The organism is Nodosilinea sp. LEGE 06152, from assembly GCF_015207525.1.
Classification (GTDB): Bacteria; Cyanobacteriota; Cyanobacteriia; order Phormidesmidales; family Phormidesmidaceae; genus Nodosilinea.
The window spans coordinates 59,768-79,693 of sequence record NZ_JADEWR010000023.1 but is presented as its reverse complement, the minus strand read 5'-3'; the positions used below and the strand labels follow the sequence as shown (position 1 = coordinate 79,693).

Here is a 19,926-nt window from a genome sequence, read left to right as displayed (position 1 = left end):
ATTTGTTTTGAGGTAGACGGGCGTGCTCCAAGTACCCTGCACGGGCTGCTGGAGCGCCTGCAAAATCCAGCTCCAGACCCAGCCCGACCAGCTATGGGCCAGCAGGGTAACGACCAGGGCTGACAGCAGCAGGGAAAGACCATTGGTACGGAGGCGAATGGCCGTTACCTCGCTCCAGTGGTTCGTTAGAGTGTGGGCAAGAAATGCGATCGCGGCGGCCACAATCACCCAGCGCAGGTGACGTTTCAGCAAGGCTACAACTGGGCTCCCAATATGATAATCTAGTAAAGTTGTCAAAATCGCACATTCGAATTTTCGGGTCTTTCCCACTGGGAAAGCACGTTCGAATGGAGGATTAACCCGAAAGGAGTCAAAACCAAATGCCCGTTATTACTCTACCCGAGCTACTCGAGTCTGGGGTTCACTTCGGCCACCAAACTCGCCGCTGGAATCCCAAAATGGACCAGTACATCTTCACCGCCCGCAACGGGGTTCACATTATTGACCTGGTGCAGACCGCCCAGCTGATGGAAGAAGCCTACAAATTTGTCCGCACTGCGGCAGAGCAGGGGCAAAAGTTCTTGTTCATCGGCACTAAGCGTCAGGCGGCAGGCATTGTAGCTCAAGAGTCTAGCCGCTGTGGGTCTCACTACGTCAACCAGCGCTGGCTGGGCGGCATGCTGACCAACTGGGAGACGATCAAATCTCGCGCCAACCGCTTGAAAGAGCTAGAGCGCATGGAAGAAATGGGGTCCATCGACCTACGCCCCAAAAAAGAAGCCGCTGTGCTGCGCCGCGAACTAGAGAAGCTGCAAAAGTACCTGGGCGGCATTAAGACCATGCGCAAGGTGCCCGATGTCGCCATCATTGTTGACATCAAGCGCGAGTATAACGCCGTTTCGGAGTGCCACAAGCTCGGTATTCCAATTATTTCGCTGCTAGACACCAACTGCGACCCCGATCTGGTAGATGTACCCATTCCTGGCAACGACGACGCCATTCGCTCGATCAAGCTGATTTTGGGCAAGCTGGCCGATGCCATCTACGAAGGGTCTCACGGTGGTCAGTCGAGCGGCGATGACGACTACGAAGACTACGATGGGGCCGAAGACGACGAGTACGGCTACGATGCTCCCGCTGCCGATAGCGACGAGGAGTAAGGCTTACCGTCCTCTTGCTTGAGCAGAGGGCAGTCTTTTCCATTGTTGTAAATATAGGTACCCTCGATTCCCCCTCCAAAGGGGGACGGTGGGTCTCTGGCAAAGCACCCGCCGAAAGAGGCCCCAGGGGTTTAAGCTGAACTAGGGCATTTCCCCTTTGTTTGTATTGAGTTCGACGACAGCGCGTTAGGACGTTAAATCACCATGGCAGAGATTTCTGCAAAACTTGTTAAAGACCTGCGCGACAAGACCGGCGCAGGCATGATGGACTGTAAAAAAGCCCTCAAAGAAAATGACGGCGATATCGAGAAATCGATCGAGTGGCTGCGCCAGAAGGGCATTGCCTCGGCTTCTAAAAAAGAAGGCCGGGTTGCCGCAGAGGGCCTTATTGGTAGCTACATTCATACTGGCGATCGCGTTGGTGTACTGGTAGAAGTCAACTGCGAAACTGATTTTGTGTCCCGTCGCGAAGAGTTCAAGACTCTTGTTCGCGATATTGCAATGCAGATTGTCGCTTCCTCTAACGTCGAGTACGTTCGGGTTAGCGACATTCCGGCAGAGGTTGTCGATAAGGAAAAATCCATCGAAATGGGTCGCGACGACATCGCTAGCAAGCCCGCTGCTATGCAGGAGAAGATCGTTGAGGGCCGCATTCAAAAGCGTTTGAAGGAGCTGGCTCTGATGGATCAGCCCTTCATCAAAGACCAAAATATCTCGGTGGAAGAGCTGATTAAGCAGGCCATCTCCAAGCTGGGCGAAAATATTCAGGTGCGCCGCTTCTCCCGGTTTGTGCTGGGTGAGGGCATCGAAAAAGAAGAGACCAACTTCGCCGATGAAGTCGCTGCCCAGGCTGGGATGAAGAAGGAAGCTCCGGCAGAGCCTGCGCCAGAGCCCGAAGCTGCCGCAGAGCCCGCCAAAGAACCGGCGAAAAAGAAGAAGAAAAAGTAAGTCTAGTCCTTGTGGGCTAGGGGACGGGGGTGCTCTTGTTGCGCCCCCGTTTTTGTATAGGCCAAATTCAAGTCCAGAAGTGGAGTTTTGCCTATGGGAAACCTACAACGCCTAAGCTGGACTCGGAATATCCCTATAATCAGGTATGGCATGGGTAGAGGGGAATGGTAAGGCCAGTTGAAAGCATTCGCAAAGATCTCAGTGTGCTAGAGGGTGCTACCGCCACGCTAGCCGCAGAGTTTAGCCAACTTTACGCCACCTACCTGTCGGTGCTGGGCCAGGCCATGCGGCGACAGATAATTATGGCTGCTTACCACCTCTGCACCCAGGTTTATCCTGAAGATTTTTTGGCGCTGACCGTAAGCGATCGCACTCGTCTTCAGCAGGCGATGCAAAACCTGGGGCGCAAAGCCCAGGGCTGGCTAGAGCAGCTGATGGAACCCCAGCCAGCGACTCCAGAGGTTGACCTCACCCAGCGCCTCAACCCTGAAGATCTCAACCGTTTGGAGGCCGCTTTAGTCTCTCTGGCCCAACCGTCAGAGTCTACGGAGGTGTTGGTAGAGCCTGTGGGTGGGGGCGATGAGGGCGATGAGGCTCCGCCTGAAGCTCGTGAGAACCGGGCTGATGATTCAGAGGAGGCGATCGCAGACGAAACCCCTGCCGCCGCTTCAGACCTTTCCTTGCCGCCCTTAGAGGACGCTGCATCGGAATCGGGCCGGGACGGTGAAGCCGGTGACGCACCAGAGTCAGCCGCTGGAATTGACCCCAAAGCGCTGATGCAGTCGGTGATTATGGCGGCGATGGCCAACGAGATTGAGGAGACCTTTAGCGATCGCCCCTTCACTGGCGACCCGCTGACGCCCGCTCTGGTGGCCAAGCACCACCTGATTCTGGAGCAAATGATTCGCGCCGTGCTGGAGCGGGTATCTAAAAAGGCCAATAACCTGCTGAGGAAGGCCAAGGTTATTCCCGACCTGCCCGAATCGGTGCTGGAGGTGGCTTCAGATGCCGATGTAGCAGCCCCTAAAGGGCGATCGGTGCCCAATGTGCTGAACGTGCTGGTAGCGATGGCGGGTGATGTCGCTGCGGAGCTGGAGCGCTCTGAGCAGGACGGCGAGGAGGCTGAGGCCGAAATTACCGAAATTTCTGAGGATGACGAAGAGGCCCTGGAAGGCACCATGACCCACTTGGCCGCTGTTCACTTGCGCCTGGGTGATATCGAGTTTAGCGACGTGCAGTCGGCCCTCTGGCGCAGCAAACTGCGCACGGCGGTCGGTCGACTGCGCAAGCTGGGCAAGCAGTACCAGCAGGCCGAGCGCGAGCTGGCGATCGCCCAGGCCGAGCAAGCCTGGCGATCAGTCTGGTACGACGACACTTCCCGCTAGCTTTGGGGAAGGGCGTATGACAGAGACACAATCTCCTCCGGCTGACTGGGTGCGTCTCCAGCGGGCGCTCTCGGTTGAGGCCGAGACCGGGTTCAACAACTTGGTGGGTAAGCAGCAGCTCTTTAGCGAGTTTCTGCGCGACAGCCTGCAACAGCCCCCGGTGATTCTTGCCGCTGACCAGCGGCAAGCCTGGCAAAATCTAGCCCAAAAGTACGACGGCTACAGTGATCTCAGCTTTGCCCAGCGCCAGCACCTGGTGGCCGAAACCCGCCGCTTTCTTCACGGCACCCAACGCCTGCTCGAGAAATTCGCAGAAACTAAGGCCCTCCGCGCTCGGGAAAGTGCCGCCACAGAATCTGGAGACTTTACGTCTGCTAAGGCATCCAGTAAGTCCAAAGCTGCACCTAAGACTACCCAGCTAGCAGAAGCAGCCGGGACAGGCAGCTTTCGGTTTGGCCTCGACCAGCCGGTCACCTACCTGAAGGGAATTGGGCCTAAGAACAGCGATCGCCTGGCCAAGCTGGGCCTGTTTACCGTACAGGATGTGCTCTACTACTACCCCCGCGACCACATCAACTACGCTCAGCAAGTCAAAATTCGCGATTTAGAACCGGGTGAAACCGTCACCGTGGTGGGTACCGTCAAGCGGGTCAACTGCTTCACCAGCCCGCGCAACAAAAAGCTCACGATCTTTGAGTTGCAGCTCTCTGACGGCAGCGGCACCCTTAAGCTCAACCGCTTCTACCCCGGCAGCCGCTACGCTACCCCGAGCTGGCAACAGCAGCAAAAACGCCAGTATCCCCAGGGGGCGATCGTCGCCGCCTCGGGTTTGGTCAAAGACAGCAAGTTTGGGGTAACGCTGGAAGATCCGCACCTGGAGGTGCTGGACAGCTTGAGCGATCGCATCGAATCCCTCACCATTGGCCGCATGGTACCGGTATATTCCCTCACCGAAGGCGTTCCCGCTGACCTGGTGCGCAAAGCCGTCGCCGCCGCCCTACCGGCGGTGCCAGAGCTGCAAGATCCCCTGCCGGTAGACCTGCGGCAGAAGTATGACTTGATCAAAGCGGGGGATGCGATCGCCCAAATCCACTTTCCTAACGATGAAGAAACCTTAGCCCAGGCTCGCCGCCGCCTGGTATTCGACGAATTTCTCTACCTCCAGCTCGGTCTACTGCGCCGCCGCCAGCAGCAGCAAGCCCAGCAAACCGCCATCAGCCTGGCCCCTACCGGAGCGCTGATCGACAGCTTCTACGGCATTATTCCCTTTAGCCTAACGGGGGCTCAGCAGCGGGTCGTTAATGATATTCTCGCTGACCTGCAAAAACCGATCCCCATGAACCGTTTGGTACAGGGGGATGTCGGCTCTGGTAAAACCGTCGTTGCCGTCGTCGCGATCCTAGCTGCCATTCAATCGGGCTATCAGGCTGCCCTGATGGCCCCTACCGAGGTGCTGGCCGAACAGCACTACCGCAAGCTGGTGGAATGGTTTAACCAGCTCCACCAGCCGGTCGAACTGCTCACTGGCTCGACCCGCGCCGCCAAGCGCCGCAAAATGCTGGGAGAGCTAGCCACTGCCGAACTCAAAATCCTCGTCGGCACCCATGCCCTGATCGAAGACCCGGTCCAGTTTCGCGATCTGGGTCTGGTGGTAATCGACGAGCAGCACCGCTTTGGTGTCCAGCAGCGAGCCAGATTGACCCAAAAAGGCACTAATCCCCACGTACTCACCCTCACCGCCACCCCCATTCCCCGCACGCTAACGCTAACCATGCACGGCGATTTGGATGTCAGCCAGATCGACGAGCTACCGCCCGGGCGCAAAGCCATTCAAACTACGCTGCTCACTAACAAAGAACGCCCCCACGCCTACGACCTGATCAAGCGCGAGATCGCCCAGGGCCGCCAGGTGTACGTGGTGCTGCCCCTAGTCGAAGAGTCCGAAAAACTCGATCTCAAATCCGCCGTGGAGGAGCACCAGCGGCTAGCGGAGGTAATTTTTCCTGAATTTACGGTGGGTCTGCTCCACGGACGAATGTCCTCCGCTGAAAAAGACGACGCTATCACCGCCTTCCGCAATCAGGAGAGTCAGATTCTGGTTTCTACAACGGTGGTGGAAGTCGGGGTAGATGTGCCCAACGCCTCGGTAATGTTGATCGAGCATGCCGAACGGTTTGGTCTTTCCCAACTACACCAGCTGCGGGGCCGGGTGGGGCGAGGGGCAGCCCAATCCTTCTGCCTTCTGCTTAGCAGCAGTCGCAGCGAACAGGCTCTGCAACGGCTCAAGGTGCTAGAGCAATCCCAAGACGGCTTCTTTATCGCTGAGATGGACTTACGCTTTCGCGGCCCTGGGGAAGTGCTGGGCACCCGCCAGTCGGGCCTGCCCGACTTTGCCCTGGCGAGTTTAATTGAAGATCAAGACGTGCTGATGCTGGCCCGCGAGGCAGCGGAGTTCCTGCTGAAGGAAGATCCCGAACTGACCCGCTGGCCCAAACTCGCCAAAGAACTTCAGCGCCGCTACGAAAAACTCATGGGCGGCACAATTATGACCTAATCTCCCAGCATCTCCAGGACTACCTTGGGCTGGAGCTTGGTTTTAAACCAAACTACCTGGGCCGGAACGTTTGCAATATCCACCCCAGCATTCTCCAGGTTAAGCCGTTCGGACACCGCCAAAATCAGGTTGTCACGCCCTGACTTGCGCACCTGAGCAAACTTTTTGCGTAGGTACTCAGGCCGCCAGTAGCCGACAATCTCCAGCAAATACTCGCGCCCGTCGGGGTGCACCACGCGAAAGTCTGGAATCATGACGCTGCCGGGCAGGGGGACCAGGTCCACCTCCCGCTCCAATCGCCAGGGAGTTTTGGCTGGCCAGCGACTGACAAACGACTCCTCAATCATGCTGTCGTAGGTTTTGCCGGGTGGGTAATGGGTGACCAGGCCGCAGTCGCTGTCGAGGGTAAACTGGCGAGGCTTCACCTGCTGGGTGTAGCTATCCTTCATTTGCAAGGTCGCCGTCAGCCGCCACTTGCTGACGTGGAGAATGGCCGGAATCAGCTTGGCAATATCGACTCCGTAGCGGGTGCTGGGCTTAAACAGGCTGGCGGGGCCGTCGATGGTGATGGTAAAGCCCTGGTCGGCGTCGCCCTCAATGTAGGTCATCAGCCGAAACAGCTTCAGGTAGCGGAACATGAGCTTGTACTCGCCGGGGTCGTTGCGGTACAGGTGCATGACCAGGTCGCTGGCCTTATAGAACACGCCCTGGGTTTGCGACAGGTTGTAGCGATGGATCAGCGCGTCGGGCGTGGGAGCGTCGAACTCAATCAGAATATGGTTATCCTGGCGATCGGCGTAGAGCCCTTGGCGCAGGTCAGTCAAAGAGACCTCGCGATCCAGCTCCTCAGACAGCTGTTGTCCTAACGCCGTTAAGTGCTCCTCAGCCGCCGTCAGGGAGGGTACGGTTTGAGCCGCTAAAGCAAAAACTCGCCGCCGCAGTTCGAGTGGTTCTAGGGGGCTGACCACGTCAAAGGTGGCAAAGCTGTTGCGCAGAATGTGGGCTAGCCCACGCTTGATGCGGTAGTTGGTGTCTTCGCCTTCGATCTCCTGAAGCTGGCGGTTGAGGTCGCCCTGGGTGTGGCCTACCTGCTGCTGAAAGAGCTGGATCAAGTCGGCTGCGATCGCCCGATTGGCCCCATCTACCGCCAGCCGCTTCGGCTGTAGCCCCTCCCCCTGAAATCGATAAATTAATAGATCGCTTGGTAACGTGAGTCTCACCCCCTAAGCTAGTTCGAGCGGACAGATAGCCCTAAGATTGAGGCACAGAGACAGGTTATAGGATCGTTACGTCTTACCCCGTCGCCCTGAATTCTACCGGATATGACTATGCTCAACTTCCAGCCATTGGGCTTTATTCAGCAGGCCCTAGCCACCGACCTCGGAGTGATGGCCTACTACACCCCTGGCGGCTGGCCCTGGAGCAGCAAGGATGGGGCCGACCGTCCTCCACTGGTGTTTCTTCACAGCCTAGGGGGCGGCTCCTCTGCCTTTGAGTGGTCTAAGGTCTACGCCGCCTTTGGGGTTACCCACCGTGTCATTGCCCCCGACCTGATTGGCTGGGGCCAGTCAACCCATCCGGCTCGCTCCTACTGCACAGAAGACTATTTCTATATGATCACCCACTTACTAGAGTCGGTGGCCGAGCCCCCAGCCCTGGTGGCTGCCACCTCCCTTACCGCAGGTGTAGTCATTCGCCTAGCGGGTATGCGGCCCGACCTATTCAAAGGACTCTTTCTAATATCACCCTCCGGCAACAGCGACTTTGGGCGCGACTATAAAACGAGCCTGCCTGCCCTGCTGGCCAGCACTCCTGGGGTGGACAAATTGCTCTACCAGGTGGGGGCAGCTAATGAACTGGCGGTGCGATCGTTCCTCTCGACGTTCTTATTCGCCGACTCCCGCCGCATTACCCCAGATACCGTGCAGGCTTACCTGGCCTGTACCCAACAACCCAACGCTGAATACGCTGCCCTGGCTTCCCTTAATGGCGATATCAGCTTTGATCTATCGCGCTACATTGGCCAGCTCCAAACCCCCACCACGGTTGTCTTAGGTGCTGGGTCACGGTTTTCGGCCCCGGCGATGGTTAAGCGGTTGGCCAGCCTTAACCCCAAAGCCGTACAGCGGGTCATCGAAGTCCCTGACTCCGGCGTGCTACCCCACGTTGAGCACCCCGCCGTCGTCACCGGGCTGCTCCGTCAGTTCCTCGCTACTTACAGCAGTTAAGTCGCCGCCAGAACGATTAGGGCATTCTGTATACGCTTAGGGCGCTAGCTAATGGAAATTGGTGTCTCAGGCGAGTCCGCTCACTCACCTACCCATCTACTCATCTACCTACACACCCGCCTGCTCACCTACTCAGTTCCGCGCTAGCCACTTCTGGCCGTTGAGCCGCCGTAGAGTAAACAGCACCAGCAGATCTAGGGTGATTTTGCGCTCGTCACCCATAAACTGCTCGATGGTGCTGGGCTGGGAGCCTTTATCGGCAAAGTAAAACAGTTTGGGGCTAGAGATGTCGTCTTTAGTAAAGGCAATATTGAACTGGCGATCGCCTTCCTGCCACTTACCCTTAACGTGCCAGTAGCTCTCCCTATCGCTGACGCCAAATACGCCTAGGGGCTGCTGATTAAGGGTAAGCTGCACATCGTCAAGGCCCTTGTCCTTAAGTGCCGACTCCAGTTTAGGAATAAAGTGCTGCTCGATAAACTCAGTGAAGGGCTTGTCTTCTAAAGCGGGAGGCTTTTCTTTTTTAGGAGCAGCTTTTGGGGCAGCCTCTGCCTTGGGTGCTTTACCAGCAGCAGCTTTGGGAGATGCCTCTGCCGACGTGTTGTCTGCCTTTGAGGCCCCAGCCTCATCAGCGGGGGCAGAATCTACCGGGGGGGTCTTTTCGTCAGCCATATTCAAGAAAAACCTACCACTGCAATAGGGCAAAGCTTAGCCAGTGCAGTCACTTGCCCAGTTGTTCTTTCTCATACTAGAGGAAAGCCCTCTAAAACGCATGGCCGATCTCAGAAAAAGCGGCACTGACCCAGGGGCAATACCGCTTTTTCTGCGCTGCGAGTGCTAACCCTGAGGGGCTAGGTGCATCAAGTCTTTGCGCACCGTTGCGATATCCCGTTTGTCGCCGGTTCCGTTGCCGTGGTGAATGCCCAGCGCCTCTAGGTCACTTTCTACCATCAGGTGCACCAGTTCCTCAAAGGTCACGCTAGGCTCCCAACCCAGCTTTTGTTTCGCCTTGGTGGCATCGCCGATCAGCAGATCTACCTCGGCAGGTCGCAGGTAGCGGGGGTCAAACTCCACATAGTCGTGCCAGTCGAGGTTGACGTGGTTGAAGGCAATATCTAAGAACTCGCTGATGGCGTGGGTTTCATTGGTGGCTACCACGTAGTCGTCGGGCTGGTCCTGCTGCAGCATCAGCCACATGGCCCGCACATAGTCTTTGGCGTAACCCCAGTCGCGTTTGGAGTCTAGGTTGCCCAGGTACAGTTTCTTCTGCTGGCCAGCCACAATGCGGGCGATCGCCCGCGTAATCTTGCGGGTGACAAAGGTTTCACCGCGCCGGGGCGATTCATGGTTAAACAAAATGCCGTTGCAGGCAAACAGATCGTAGGACTCGCGGTAGTTGATAGTTTGCCAGTGGGCAAAAACTTTGGCGCAGGCGTAGGGGCTGCGGGGGTAAAACGGCGTTGTCTCCTTCTGAGGAATTTCCTGCACCTTACCAAACATTTCAGAAGATCCGGCCTGGTAGAAGCGCACTTCCAGACTAGTGCGCTGCTGATAGTCGCGAATGGCCTCCAGCAGCCGCAGCGTCCCCATCCCTACGGCATCTACGGTGTACTCAGGAGAGTCGAAGCTGACCCGCACGTGGGACTGAGCCCCCAGGTTATAGACCTCCTGGGGCTGTACCTGCTCTAAAATACGCCGCAGCATGGTGCCATCGGTCAAATCGCCATAGTGTAGAAACAACCGAGCCTCAACACTGTGAGGGTCAATGTAGATGTGATCGATGCGATCGGTGTTAAAGGTGGAAGTACGGCGAATAATGCCGTGCACCTCATAGCCTTTATCTAAAAGCAACTCTGCTAAGTAAGATCCATCCTGACCGGTAATACCTGTAATTAGGGCTCGTTTGGGTTGACTCATAGGGGTTTAATCTCGTACGGCAATGCTCGGTTTACCAAGCTTAACGGCATCAGTGCGTCCACCTAGATTACCCAATTTATCGCCCAAACGGTTCAGTTACTGGCCGTCAGATATCCCCTTGCCAAAAAAGGAACGTCAACGACCGTCCCCCTGGTTCCTGCAATAGACACCTCTAGGCCAGCTCCACCCGCCTTGGTGCGAATGTACCCTAGTCCCCTAGGGCCTTCTGGGGTATCAACGACGCTGGTGAGCAGGCCAACTTTTTCATCTGCGGCAAAAATGGCCTCCCCTGGGTTAGCCGTACCGCTTAAGCGAATACCCCAAAGCTGCTGTTTAACGCCCTGGTAGGTGTTCAACCGAGCAATGGTTTCCTGACCGATATAACAGCCCTTACTGAACGAAATCGCTTCCCACAGCCCCGCCTCGAGGGGGTTGTAGTCGTCTGTGAGTTCGCAGCCCGGAGCCGGACGGCCCTGCTGCACCCGCAGCTGCTGCCAGAGGGCTTCTCCGGCTGGTGTAACTCCGGTCTCGGTGAGCTGTTGCCACACCGGAGCAGCCGCCTCAGCTGGCACCAAAAGGGTATAGCCAGCCACGGTCAGACCACAGCCTGCGGCCAGGCGCAGAGACAGACCACCGACGTTAACCCTTCGTTGGTGAGCATAGGGCAACTCAGACTCAAGTACAGTCCCCAGGGTTTCAAGGCAGGCTGCGCTCCCAGGCCCCATCAACGAGAACACGGCCATAGACCCGGTTAAATTCGTTAAAGACACCTGATCCGCCGGGAAGATGTAGCGATCCATCCAGTCCAGCAAGCGTTGGTCTTGGCCGGGGGAAGTGAGCATTAGCAGCGCATCGTCAGTGACGTAGACGGTGGCCAAATCGATGGTGCGAGCGGTCGAGGTAACAAATACGGTGTCGCAGCCTTCCCCTGGCTTACGTTCGGTAAAGGTGTTGGTGGTCTGGTTGTGGAGAAAGCGGAGGCGATCGCGCCCATTCATCTGAATCAACCCCCAGTGGCTGCGATCGACCAGCACAGCACCTGTAGATAGCGCTTTCAAGGCATCGGCATCTGAACCAAAAGACAGGGGAACCCCCTCATTGGTTAAGGTAGCTCCCTGGGTCTGCTGTAAATCCCGAAGTGCTTGCATTATTTGCCCGTCTAATTCTTGCTCATCAAGACCTATTTTAAGGCGGTAGATGGGGCTAAACCAAAAGAGCGCCCCCCGAGGGGAGCGCTCTTTTCCTAATCCATCAGTGGAGTAGCCGCTCGCGACTAGCCGATGATTTCAGGAGCTTCAGCCGTAGCCAGGTCGAGGGGGAAGTTGTGAGCATTGCGCTCGTGCATCACTTCCATACCCAGGTTCGCACGGTTGATCACGTCAGCCCAGGTGCCAATCACTCGACCCTGTGAGTCAAGGATCGACTGGTTGAAGTTGAACCCGTTCAGGTTGAACGCCATCGTGCTAATGCCCAGCGCGGTGAACCAGATGCCAATCACAGGCCACGCACCCAAGAAGAAGTGCAGTGAACGAGAGTTGTTGAAGCTGGCATATTGGAAGATCAACCGACCGAAGTAGCCGTGGGCCGCAACGATGTTGTAGGTCTCTTCTTCTTGGCCAAACTTGTAGCCGTAGTTCTGCGACTCGGTCTCGGTGGTCTCACGCACCAGCGAACTGGTAACGAGAGAACCGTGCATGGCGGAGAACAACGAACCACCGAACACACCAGCTACACCCAGCATGTGGAAGGGGTGCATCAGAATGTTGTGCTCAGCCTGGAACACCAGCATGAAGTTGAAGGTGCCCGAGATGCCCAGGGGCATGCCGTCGGAGAAGGAACCTTGGCCCAGGGGGTAGATCAGAAACACTGCAGAGGCCGCAGCCACAGGGGCAGAGTAGGCCACGCAGATCCAGGGGCGCATGCCCAGGCGGTAGCTCAGTTCCCACTCACGTCCCATGTAGCAGAAGACGCCGATGAGGAAGTGGAAAATTACCAGCTGGTAAGGGCCACCGTTGTACAGCCACTCATCGAGGGAAGCAGCTTCCCAGATGGGGTAGAAGTGCAGGCCAATGGCGTTGGACGAAGGCACAACCGCACCGGAGATGATGTTGTTGCCGTACATCAGAGAGCCAGCAACGGGCTCACGGATGCCGTCGATGTCAACGGGAGGGGCTGCAATAAACGCAACGATGAAGCAGGCGGTCGCAGCGAGCAGGGTGGGAATCATCAACACGCCGAACCAGCCCACATACAGGCGGTTCTCGGTGCTGGTCACCCACTGGCAAAACTGCTCCCATAGGGAGGCAGATTGTTGTCTTTGTAACGTCGTGGTCATGATGAAATAAGTGCAGTTAGGTTTGCTGAATGCCCGTCCCAAGGGACAAGCGGGGTATGTATGTCATTACATTAACGGAAATGTTGCAGATTGTAAACATTACTTTGGGCAGATACTAATCCTTTGGGTTCAAGCTTTAGGGAACAAGGCACAGAGCCGTGCCTAAGGGAGTTCAGGGAAGTTACAAGCAGGCGATCGCGCCATCGCTCCTTAAATCGCATCCGCCCCGTAAACCCTCTATGTCAACTTGAACAGTGTGGGCGTGGCCCATTTGGCTGGTCCAGGCGGGGGCTACGGTTAGCTGGTGCCCTCGCTCTACCAAGGCCTGTCGCACCGCTGCGGGAATGCGGCTCTCAACAGCAAGCTGCGTCGATGCCTCACCCCAGGTGCGGCCCCACACCCAGCGGGGTAAATCGATTGCCGTTTGGGGGTCAAAGCCAAAGTCAAGGATTCGCGTCAGCAGCGCCAGCTGGGTTTGGGGCTGCCCCTCACCGCCCATGGTGCCCAACACCAGGTGGGGGCGCCCCTCGCTGTTTAGCACCAGACCGGGCATCAGCGTATGAAAAGGGCGCTTGCCTGGTTCCAGGGCATTGGGATGGTTTGGGTTGAGGGAAAATAGGGATCCCCGGTTTTGTAACGGAAAGCCCAGCTGAGGGGGCACCACCGCCGAACCAAAGTCAAAATAGTTGCTTTGAATGACCGAGGCGGCGTTGCCTGCGCCATCGACTACAGCGGTGTAGGCAGTACCCCCGCCGACTTCAAGGGCTGAATAGCTCTGGGCGATCGCCATACTCAGTCGGGCTCGGCGGCGATCGCCGTAGGCCTTTGAAATTAGCTCCGTCAGGGGGATGTCGTCAAAGTCGGGGTCGCCCAGCCAGCGATCGCGATCGGCGAAGGCCAGCTTGGTCGCCTCTACCAGCAGATGGTAATAGTCGGCGGTGCCGTGACCCACAGTGTGCAGGTTGAACCCCTCCAGCACGTTGAGCATTTGCAGCACCGTAAAGCCCTGGGTGTTGGGCGGCAGCTGGCACACCTGGTAACCCCGATACGTCGTCGCAATTGGGTCTACCCAGGTGGCCCTGTGATGGGCAAAATCGTCTTGGCTAAGCAATCCGCCCAGGCCACTCAGGTAATTGACCAATTCGGCAGCAGTTTCACCCTGGTAAAAGTCTTGGGAACCAGCGGTAGCTAACCGTTGCAGAGTCTTGCCTAGCGGTAGGTTGACAATCTGAGTACCAGCTTGAGGTGTGTTGCCCCCCAGCAAAAAGGGATTGCTAGCGCCACCATAGGCGGTGAGATCTGCCTGATTTACCCGCGTCCAGTGGGCTTGGGAGGGCGAAACCGGGTAACCCCGTTCAGCCAGAGCGATCGCAGGCTGAAGCAGGTCGGCCCAGGGCAGATGGCCAAAGCGCTGGTGGGTTTCGGCCCAGGCTGAAACGCCTCCCGGTACCGTAATGACTGCCTGGGGGCCGCGCTGGGGAATGGTGTTTAGACCGAGGCGGGCAAACACGGCTCGATCGCATCCAGCTCCTGCTCGCCCTGAACCGTTGAGACCATACAGCTGGTTTGATGGAGCGTCATAACCCAGCCAAAATCCGTCGCCGCCGAGCCCGGTCATGTGGGGGTAAACCACCGCTAAAGCTGCCTGCACTGCGATCGCCGCATCTACCGCATTGCCCCCCTGACTCAGTACGTTTAAGCCGGCGGTGGAGGCCAGGTAGTGAGGGCATACCACCATTGCCGTAGGCGGTTGAGGGCGCGACATCGAGGAAGGCATACCTGACTCAAGCTATGTTTAGCATTGGGCATAGAACATAGCATTTTTAGTCGTTGCAGACGTCATTTTTGCCCACGTCTGGGGTGGCAACCGAGCCTTTGCTTACGGTGGTTTTTGAATAAGAACGTGCCTTCTGGCGATAGGCAAAGTCTGCGCGCCCATCAGATGTCCAAAAAACACCTTGATTTTTTGGACAATCGGCAATGGAAGCCCACGCTGCTGCGGTTGCCCCACAGCTCTAATCGCTTAATAGCAGTTTGAGGGAATGCTGGCGAAAAGGGGGCAGCTCGTTTCTCGATAGCCCTCAACGGACAGTCGACAACGGGTTGCCCCCAAGCAGCGTATGGCTGAACGGGACTATTAGACGCAATTACTGGATGGGTTGCACATTTACCGGCGGACGAGAACTATCGGCAGCGTAGTCAGCCATCATGGCACTAGCCATTTCGTAGTGCTCTTCGATGCTAGGCAGCAGCTGCGATGCGTATTCCGTTAGCTCTTGCGTTTGTCCTTGAGCAATTTCAGTTCGATACAGCGCAATGGCCCGCAGATGCGAATTTGCCTGCACACCTACGTAGGCTTGGTCAAACTCAGGACCAGAGAGCTGGGTTAACTGCTCTGCGATCGCCAGACTGAGCGGGTCAACGCGAGCGCTGGGCAGCTCAAGCCCCTCCTGAGCGGCGTACTGGGTCAGCACCTCATTGGCACGAGTGTGCTCAGCAATCATGCGCTGAGCATATTGGCGAATTTCCTCATTCTGCGATCGCTCCAGGGCCAGTCGTGAGGTGTCAATCTCAGCATTATTACCCTGGTAAGCAAGCTTGAGAAACTCCTGGTCCAGCATGGCAACAGCAGACGTAGGCTGGGTTTGAGCCGTTCTATCGGTGGTAGGAACAGGGGCCTCTCCTGGGCGCGTGGTTTGAGCGAAACCGGGTAACGCCACCAGGGATGCGATCGCGGCTACGCCAACAGCACCCACAAAACGCTGGGTCAAATCATTACCTAATCGAGTCATGGCCTTGAGTCTCCAATTGTTACTTAGTCTGTCTATGGCTGAAAGTAACCATTGCTCCAGCGTAAAAGCCCCCTTTGATAGAGCCGTCCGTCAAGGGGTCAGTTAACGCTACTTCTCGCTACTTCTAAAGATTTGGTTCGTTTAAGACAACCAAGCAAAAAGGAAGGATAAAAACCCAGCTGAGATTAGGTTTTCTGACGCAGGTTGAAAATTTTACCAAGTAAAAATTTAGCTGTTTCCCGAACTCACTCCTGCAACAATTCGCCCTTAGTGACAGAGAGTGATAGGGAGGACGGCTGTAATCATCGTTTCCGCGTTGGCTCCTGGCAGATCTTTTCTTACCTTAGGCGCACTAAAAATCATCAGGGCTAACCTATGAACTAGAACGAATATGACTGAGAAAGCTCACCAATAGATTAATCTCTTCCCACAGCCCTTTCACTTTTTCAGGGGCCTTGTTGTTCAGCTAAGAGGTTTTCACAACTGGCTCTATCGGCTGCCATAGCCATCCACGCTACTTTGTAAGGCCAGGATAGACACCCTGCCCAACAAGCAGTTTGCCTATCCTAAAAACTTTTACGACTCACGGAGAATAGCTGTGTAGAGGAGGTTCTGACAAAACAATTTGGGCGATCGCAAGTAGACAGAAGCCTCAGCTTCTACATCTCTATGTCCCCATGGGCCAAACGGCCGCTAGTGCAATTCTTCCTCGCTGCGCTCCAGCAGGTTGTCTCGACTGTGGTCGTCCTGGTGACGCTGATTGGCCATTGCCTGACGGGCCTTTTCTTCCACCGTTTGAGCCGATGGCTGGTGCAGTTCTTCCTCGCTGCGTTCGAGCTGATTGTCCTGGCTGTGCTCGGCCTGCTGACGCTGCTGGGTGAGGCGTTGGCGAGACTGCTCGTCTTGATTGGTCATAGTGGCGACTACCTGCTGGTCAGGTCTCCAAAAAGCGGGTTGAGAGCGCGATCACTCTATGAACCTATTATCTAAAACATCGCCAGCGCAGCAGAGCCGCCGACACGATTGTTTAGCCTTCCTGTATACAGGTCTTCTGGTTGGCCTTTCGGCGGCTCGTCCACTGTCTACCGGGCCTATACTCTTACGCCCCAAGGGTTATGGCACAGAGGCGGTAGCCACCGTGGTTTCGCTCCCCAGCGGGCGAATTACCAGCGTATTAAATAGACTAATATCGGTGCCCTCGGGCACCGCCAGGTCAAAAGCACCGCTGGTTTGAGGCAGCGGCCCCAGGGTAATGGGGCGCTTAGCCATATTGCCGTTGATGGTTAAAAAGGCCTCTAGACTGTCATTCTCAGCGGTGGTGGTGAAATCTTTCAGCGATAGCGTAATGCTGCTGCCCACAATGGCAGCCCCCACATAGCCGCTGGCGGGGTAGTTCTCGGTACCGGCAACACTGCCCATGGTCAATTCTTTCTAACGACACGGCCATCATTGTAGGGAAAATCTGCCGTTGTCTCAGGTTTCGATGGGGCTGGTTTTGGTTCGGAGTCGGCAATCCTTATGCTTTGATGGTTTTTGCTTTAAGGGAACGATACGTCTTTGCAGGGCACGGCCGAGCTGCCTGAAGCCGCTGAAGTGCTCAAAGAACGGCAGAACGAGCGATCGCAAAGCCCGGTCCTCAAAAGACGCAATCGCTGTCCGCAAATGATGGGTTTTCACCACCCATTCCCGCCCCAATGGCAGCTATCCTTGGAAAAGAACCTAGTAATAACTCTCCCCCCTTTCACGGATGTGTCAGGGGGTTTTACAATAGTTCATATTAGGTGTTGTTGCCGCGGCCTCAGCTCAGACTCCCCGTCATGGTCTCGTGATAGAGTTTTCTGTTGTCAAGGCTACCAACGACAACCCAGACCCCGTCTGAGTAACCCATGAAGATGGTCACCAGCGGCCCATCGCCCAGAATCCGGAGAAGCAGTTATGGCTAAAGACATCACCCGTTATCGCAATATTGGTATCTTCGCCCACGTAGACGCGGGCAAGACCACCACCACCGAGCGCATCCTCGCCCTCACCGGCCGCATTCACAAAATTGGTGAGGTTCACGATGGTGCCGCCACCACCGACTTTATGGAGCAGGAGCAAGAACGGGGGATCACGATTCAGTCGGCCGCCACTACCTGTTTCTGGAAAGACCACCAGCTCAACATCATCGACACACCCGGCCACGTTGACTTCACCATTGAGGTCTATCGCTCCCTCAAGGTGCTCGACGGCGGCATTGGCGTGTTCTGTGGCTCGGGCGGTGTAGAGCCTCAGTCTGAGACCAACTGGCGCTACGCCAACGACTCCAAGGTGGCTCGGGTTATCTACGTCAACAAGCTCGATCGCACCGGTGCTGACTTCTTCCGCGTAGTCAAGCAGGTGGATGGCATTCTGGCGGCCAAGCCTCTGGTGATGGTGCTGCCCATCGGTACCGAGACTGAGTTTGTGGGCGTTGTCGATCTGCTCACCCGCAAAGCCTGGGTGTGGGATGAGTCGGGCAAGCCAGAGAACTACACCATTCAAGACGTCCCCGAGGACATGAAAGATCAGGTTGAAGAGTACCGCGAGGCGCTGATCGAGCTAGCCGTCGAGCAGGACGACGACATTCTCAATAAGTACCTTGAGGGTGAAGAAATCTCCATCGACGAGATCAAGTCCTGCATTCGCAAGGGCACCCGTGAGCTGGCCTTCTTCCCCACCTACTGCGGCTCCTCCTTCAAGAACAAAGGCGTGCAGCTGGTGCTCGACGCGGTAGTCGACTACCTGCCGAACCCCCTCGAGGTGCCTGCCCAGCCCGAGATTGACCTGGAGGGCAACCCCACCGGCAAACAGGCCTACGCCGACCCCGAAAAGCCCCTGCGGGCGCTGGCGTTCAAAATCATGGACGATCGCTTTGGCGCGCTCACCTTTACCCGCATCTACTCGGGTCAGCTCAAGAAGGGCGACACCATTCTCGACACTGCCACCGGCAAGACCGAGCGCATCAGTCGCCTAGTTGAGATGCACGCCAACGATCGCGAAGAGGTGGAGTCGGCCCAGGCCGGCGACATCGTGGCGCTGATCGGCATGAAGAACGTGCAGACCGGCCACACCCTCTGCGATCCTAAGAACCCTGCGACCCTGGAGCCCATGGTCTTCCCCGACCCGGTGATCTCTATCGCGGTGTACCCGAAGAAAAAGGGCGACAACGAGAAAATGGGTATGGCGATCAGCAAGATGGTGGCCGAAGACCCCTCCTTCCAGGTGGAAACCGACGAAGAGAGCGGCGAAGTCATCCTCAAGGGCATGGGTGAGCTGCACCTCGACATCAAGGTTGACATTCTCAAGCGCACCCACGGCGTCGAAGTGGAAGTGGGCAAGCCCCAGGTGGCCTACCGCGAGGCGATCACCAAGCGCTTGGCCGATAGCTACACCCACAAGAAGCAGTCCGGTGGTTCGGGTCAGTACGCCAAGATCGATTACGTGATCGAGCCGGGCGAAGTCGGCAGCAGCTTCCAGTTTGAGTCGGCGGTGACCGGTGGTAACGTGCCCCGCGAATTTTGGCCCGCGGTGCAGAAGGGCTTTGCCACCAGCATCGACCGCGGCCCGCTGGCCGGTTACCCGGTGGTTGACCTCAAGGTCACCCTCACCGATGGTGCCTTCCACGCGGTAGACTCCTCGGCGATCGCCTTCGAAATTGCCGCCAAAGCCGCCTACCGTCAGTCGCTGCCTAAGGCTGGCCCCCAGCTGCTAGAGCCGATCATGAAGGTCGACGTGTTCACCCCCGACGACTACATGGGCGATGTGATTGGCGACCTCAACCGCCGCCGCGGCATGATCAAGTCTCAAGATCCTAGTGCTACCGGGGTGCGGGTCAAGGCCGATGTGCCCCTAAGCGAAATGTTTGGCTACATTGGCGATCTGCGCACCATGACCTCCGGTCGGGGCCAGTTCTCCATGGAGTTCTCCCACTACGCCCCCTGCCCCAGCAATGTGGCCGAGGAAGTGATCAAAGAAGCCAAGGAGCGCCAGGCCGCCGCTGCCAAGTAGGCCGCCAAATAAGCGGTAGGGGCACAGAATTCTGCGCCCCTACCGGGTTAGATAGTAAAACGCCCCGGTCAGACTCTGGCCGGGGCGTTTTGCAGTAGCCCTACGGAAACCGACACACCACCTGCCCCACAATTCTCTCCCAAGGCACGAGGCCAAACTCGCGGCTGTCGGTGCTAGCGGCGGCGTTTAACCCCCTCAAAAAGCAGCCCTGGGCTTCGACATACACCACCCACTTAATCAGCCTGAGCCCCGGTCGGTGAGGGTGGTAGGCCACCACCAGATCCCCAGGGGAGGGCCGACCCTGGCGATAGGCAAGCGGATCAATCAACACCTCGGTACCGGCCACCAGCAAAGGCTGCATCGACTCGCCCACAATGCGAAATCGCCGCCGCAGGCGCAGCAGCCACAGCACTACATCAGTAGGATGGCTTTTGCGCAACTGCGACGGCGGCGACGGAAATGCTTCAAGGGAGATATTGACCGGCATCGAGTTATGGCAGAGAGATGAGGGCATAAAGAAGATAAAGGGAGCAAAAGCGGCTTTGCCTTTCTCATCGTCCTCACCCTCCTCATCCACC

General features: G+C 56.9%; 16 protein-coding genes. 6 read left to right on the top strand and 10 right to left on the bottom strand.

Annotated elements, in window-relative coordinates:
* Window positions 1-380 precede the first annotated feature (380 nt).
* From rpsB to recG, 4 genes are all read left to right on the top strand, one after another.
* Window positions 381-1,160, top strand: a complete 780-nt coding sequence (gene rpsB, locus IQ265_RS24320) for a 30S ribosomal protein S2 (RefSeq protein WP_194058414.1) — start codon at window positions 381-383, stop codon at window positions 1,158-1,160.
* Window positions 1,161-1,364: 204 nt separating this feature from the next.
* Window positions 1,365-2,108, top strand: coding sequence for a translation elongation factor Ts (gene tsf / locus IQ265_RS24315; RefSeq protein ID WP_194058412.1), 744 nt, complete (start codon window positions 1,365-1,367; stop codon window positions 2,106-2,108).
* A gap of 164 nt (window positions 2,109-2,272) precedes the next feature.
* A complete protein-coding gene (locus IQ265_RS24310) occupies window positions 2,273-3,493 on the top strand; it encodes a hypothetical protein (RefSeq protein WP_194058410.1) in 1,221 nt (406 codons plus the stop codon).
* 16 nt (window positions 3,494-3,509) lie between these two features.
* Entirely contained in the window at window positions 3,510-6,047 is a 2,538-nt protein-coding gene (gene recG, locus IQ265_RS24305) for an ATP-dependent DNA helicase RecG (protein WP_194058408.1), read from the top strand.
* Here the strand turns inward: recG and IQ265_RS24300 are convergent.
* Window positions 6,044-7,267: a DUF790 family protein gene (locus IQ265_RS24300; protein ID WP_194058406.1), complete on the bottom strand. Its 1,224-nt coding sequence runs from the start codon at window positions 7,265-7,267 to the stop codon at window positions 6,044-6,046. The two genes, recG and IQ265_RS24300, sit on opposite strands and share 4 nt — an antisense overlap.
* A gap of 108 nt (window positions 7,268-7,375) precedes the next feature.
* On the opposite strand from IQ265_RS24300, the gene IQ265_RS24295 reads away from it, so the two are divergent.
* The gene (locus tag IQ265_RS24295) at window positions 7,376-8,275 is read left to right on the top strand and encodes an alpha/beta hydrolase (protein WP_194058404.1); all 900 of its coding nucleotides are present in this window, start codon (window positions 7,376-7,378) and stop codon (window positions 8,273-8,275) included.
* 132 nt (window positions 8,276-8,407) lie between these two features.
* Here the strand turns inward: IQ265_RS24295 and IQ265_RS24290 are convergent, their stop codons facing one another.
* From IQ265_RS24290 to IQ265_RS24255, 8 genes are all read right to left on the bottom strand, one after another.
* Entirely contained in the window at window positions 8,408-8,947 is a 540-nt protein-coding gene (locus tag IQ265_RS24290) for a DUF2996 domain-containing protein (RefSeq protein WP_194058402.1), read from the bottom strand.
* Between the two features lie 165 nt (window positions 8,948-9,112).
* Window positions 9,113-10,192 carry a GDP-mannose 4,6-dehydratase gene (gene gmd, locus IQ265_RS24285; RefSeq protein WP_194058399.1) on the bottom strand — a complete coding sequence of 360 codons (1,080 nt, stop codon included), beginning with the start codon at window positions 10,190-10,192 and terminating at the stop codon, window positions 9,113-9,115.
* 92 nt (window positions 10,193-10,284) lie between these two features.
* Window positions 10,285-11,340 carry a folate-binding protein YgfZ gene (locus tag IQ265_RS24280; protein ID WP_194058397.1) on the bottom strand — a complete coding sequence of 352 codons (1,056 nt, stop codon included), beginning with the start codon at window positions 11,338-11,340 and terminating at the stop codon, window positions 10,285-10,287.
* A gap of 125 nt (window positions 11,341-11,465) precedes the next feature.
* Entirely contained in the window at window positions 11,466-12,527 is a 1,062-nt protein-coding gene (psbA, locus tag IQ265_RS24275; protein ID WP_194058395.1) for a photosystem II q(b) protein, read from the bottom strand.
* A 181-nt stretch (window positions 12,528-12,708) separates the two neighbouring features.
* The gene (gene ggt, locus IQ265_RS24270) at window positions 12,709-14,292 is read right to left on the bottom strand and encodes a gamma-glutamyltransferase (RefSeq protein ID WP_228038419.1); all 1,584 of its coding nucleotides are present in this window, start codon (window positions 14,290-14,292) and stop codon (window positions 12,709-12,711) included.
* A 382-nt stretch (window positions 14,293-14,674) separates the two neighbouring features.
* The gene (locus IQ265_RS24265; RefSeq protein ID WP_194058391.1) at window positions 14,675-15,319 is read right to left on the bottom strand and encodes a DUF4142 domain-containing protein; all 645 of its coding nucleotides are present in this window, start codon (window positions 15,317-15,319) and stop codon (window positions 14,675-14,677) included.
* A gap of 693 nt (window positions 15,320-16,012) precedes the next feature.
* Complete coding sequence (locus IQ265_RS24260) at window positions 16,013-16,234, bottom strand: hypothetical protein (RefSeq protein ID WP_194058389.1); 222 nt, start codon at window positions 16,232-16,234, stop codon at window positions 16,013-16,015.
* Between the two features lie 198 nt (window positions 16,235-16,432).
* Complete coding sequence (locus IQ265_RS24255; protein WP_194058387.1) at window positions 16,433-16,738, bottom strand: hypothetical protein; 306 nt, start codon at window positions 16,736-16,738, stop codon at window positions 16,433-16,435.
* Window positions 16,739-17,254: 516 nt separating this feature from the next.
* On the opposite strand from IQ265_RS24255, the gene fusA reads away from it, so the two are divergent.
* A complete protein-coding gene (fusA, locus tag IQ265_RS24250) occupies window positions 17,255-19,348 on the top strand; it encodes an elongation factor G (protein ID WP_194058385.1) in 2,094 nt (697 codons plus the stop codon).
* A 100-nt stretch (window positions 19,349-19,448) separates the two neighbouring features.
* Here fusA and sodX read toward each other — a convergent pair whose 3' ends face one another.
* The gene (gene sodX / locus IQ265_RS24245) at window positions 19,449-19,925 is read right to left on the bottom strand and encodes a nickel-type superoxide dismutase maturation protease (protein WP_347405014.1); all 477 of its coding nucleotides are present in this window, start codon (window positions 19,923-19,925) and stop codon (window positions 19,449-19,451) included.
* Between the last annotated feature and the right edge of the window lies 1 nt (window position 19,926).

Coding starts and splice junctions, on each gene's coding strand:
- rpsB (WP_194058414.1), top strand. CDS start 381: ATGCCCGTTATTACTCTACCCGAGCTACTCGAGTCTGGGGTTCACTTC.
- tsf (WP_194058412.1), top strand. CDS start 1,365: ATGGCAGAGATTTCTGCAAAACTTGTTAAAGACCTGCGCGACAAGACC.
- IQ265_RS24310 (WP_194058410.1), top strand. CDS start 2,273: ATGGTAAGGCCAGTTGAAAGCATTCGCAAAGATCTCAGTGTGCTAGAG.
- recG (WP_194058408.1), top strand. CDS start 3,510: ATGACAGAGACACAATCTCCTCCGGCTGACTGGGTGCGTCTCCAGCGG.
- IQ265_RS24295 (WP_194058404.1), top strand. CDS start 7,376: ATGCTCAACTTCCAGCCATTGGGCTTTATTCAGCAGGCCCTAGCCACC.
- IQ265_RS24290 (WP_194058402.1), bottom strand. CDS start 8,947: ATGGCTGACGAAAAGACCCCCCCGGTAGATTCTGCCCCCGCTGATGAG.
- gmd (WP_194058399.1), bottom strand. CDS start 10,192: ATGAGTCAACCCAAACGAGCCCTAATTACAGGTATTACCGGTCAGGAT.
- IQ265_RS24280 (WP_194058397.1), bottom strand. CDS start 11,340: ATGCAAGCACTTCGGGATTTACAGCAGACCCAGGGAGCTACCTTAACC.
- psbA (WP_194058395.1), bottom strand. CDS start 12,527: ATGACCACGACGTTACAAAGACAACAATCTGCCTCCCTATGGGAGCAG.
- ggt (WP_228038419.1), bottom strand. CDS start 14,292: ATGTCGCGCCCTCAACCGCCTACGGCAATGGTGGTATGCCCTCACTAC.
- IQ265_RS24265 (WP_194058391.1), bottom strand. CDS start 15,319: ATGACTCGATTAGGTAATGATTTGACCCAGCGTTTTGTGGGTGCTGTT.
- IQ265_RS24260 (WP_194058389.1), bottom strand. CDS start 16,234: ATGACCAATCAAGACGAGCAGTCTCGCCAACGCCTCACCCAGCAGCGT.
- IQ265_RS24255 (WP_194058387.1), bottom strand. CDS start 16,738: ATGGGCAGTGTTGCCGGTACCGAGAACTACCCCGCCAGCGGCTATGTG.
- fusA (WP_194058385.1), top strand. CDS start 17,255: ATGGCTAAAGACATCACCCGTTATCGCAATATTGGTATCTTCGCCCAC.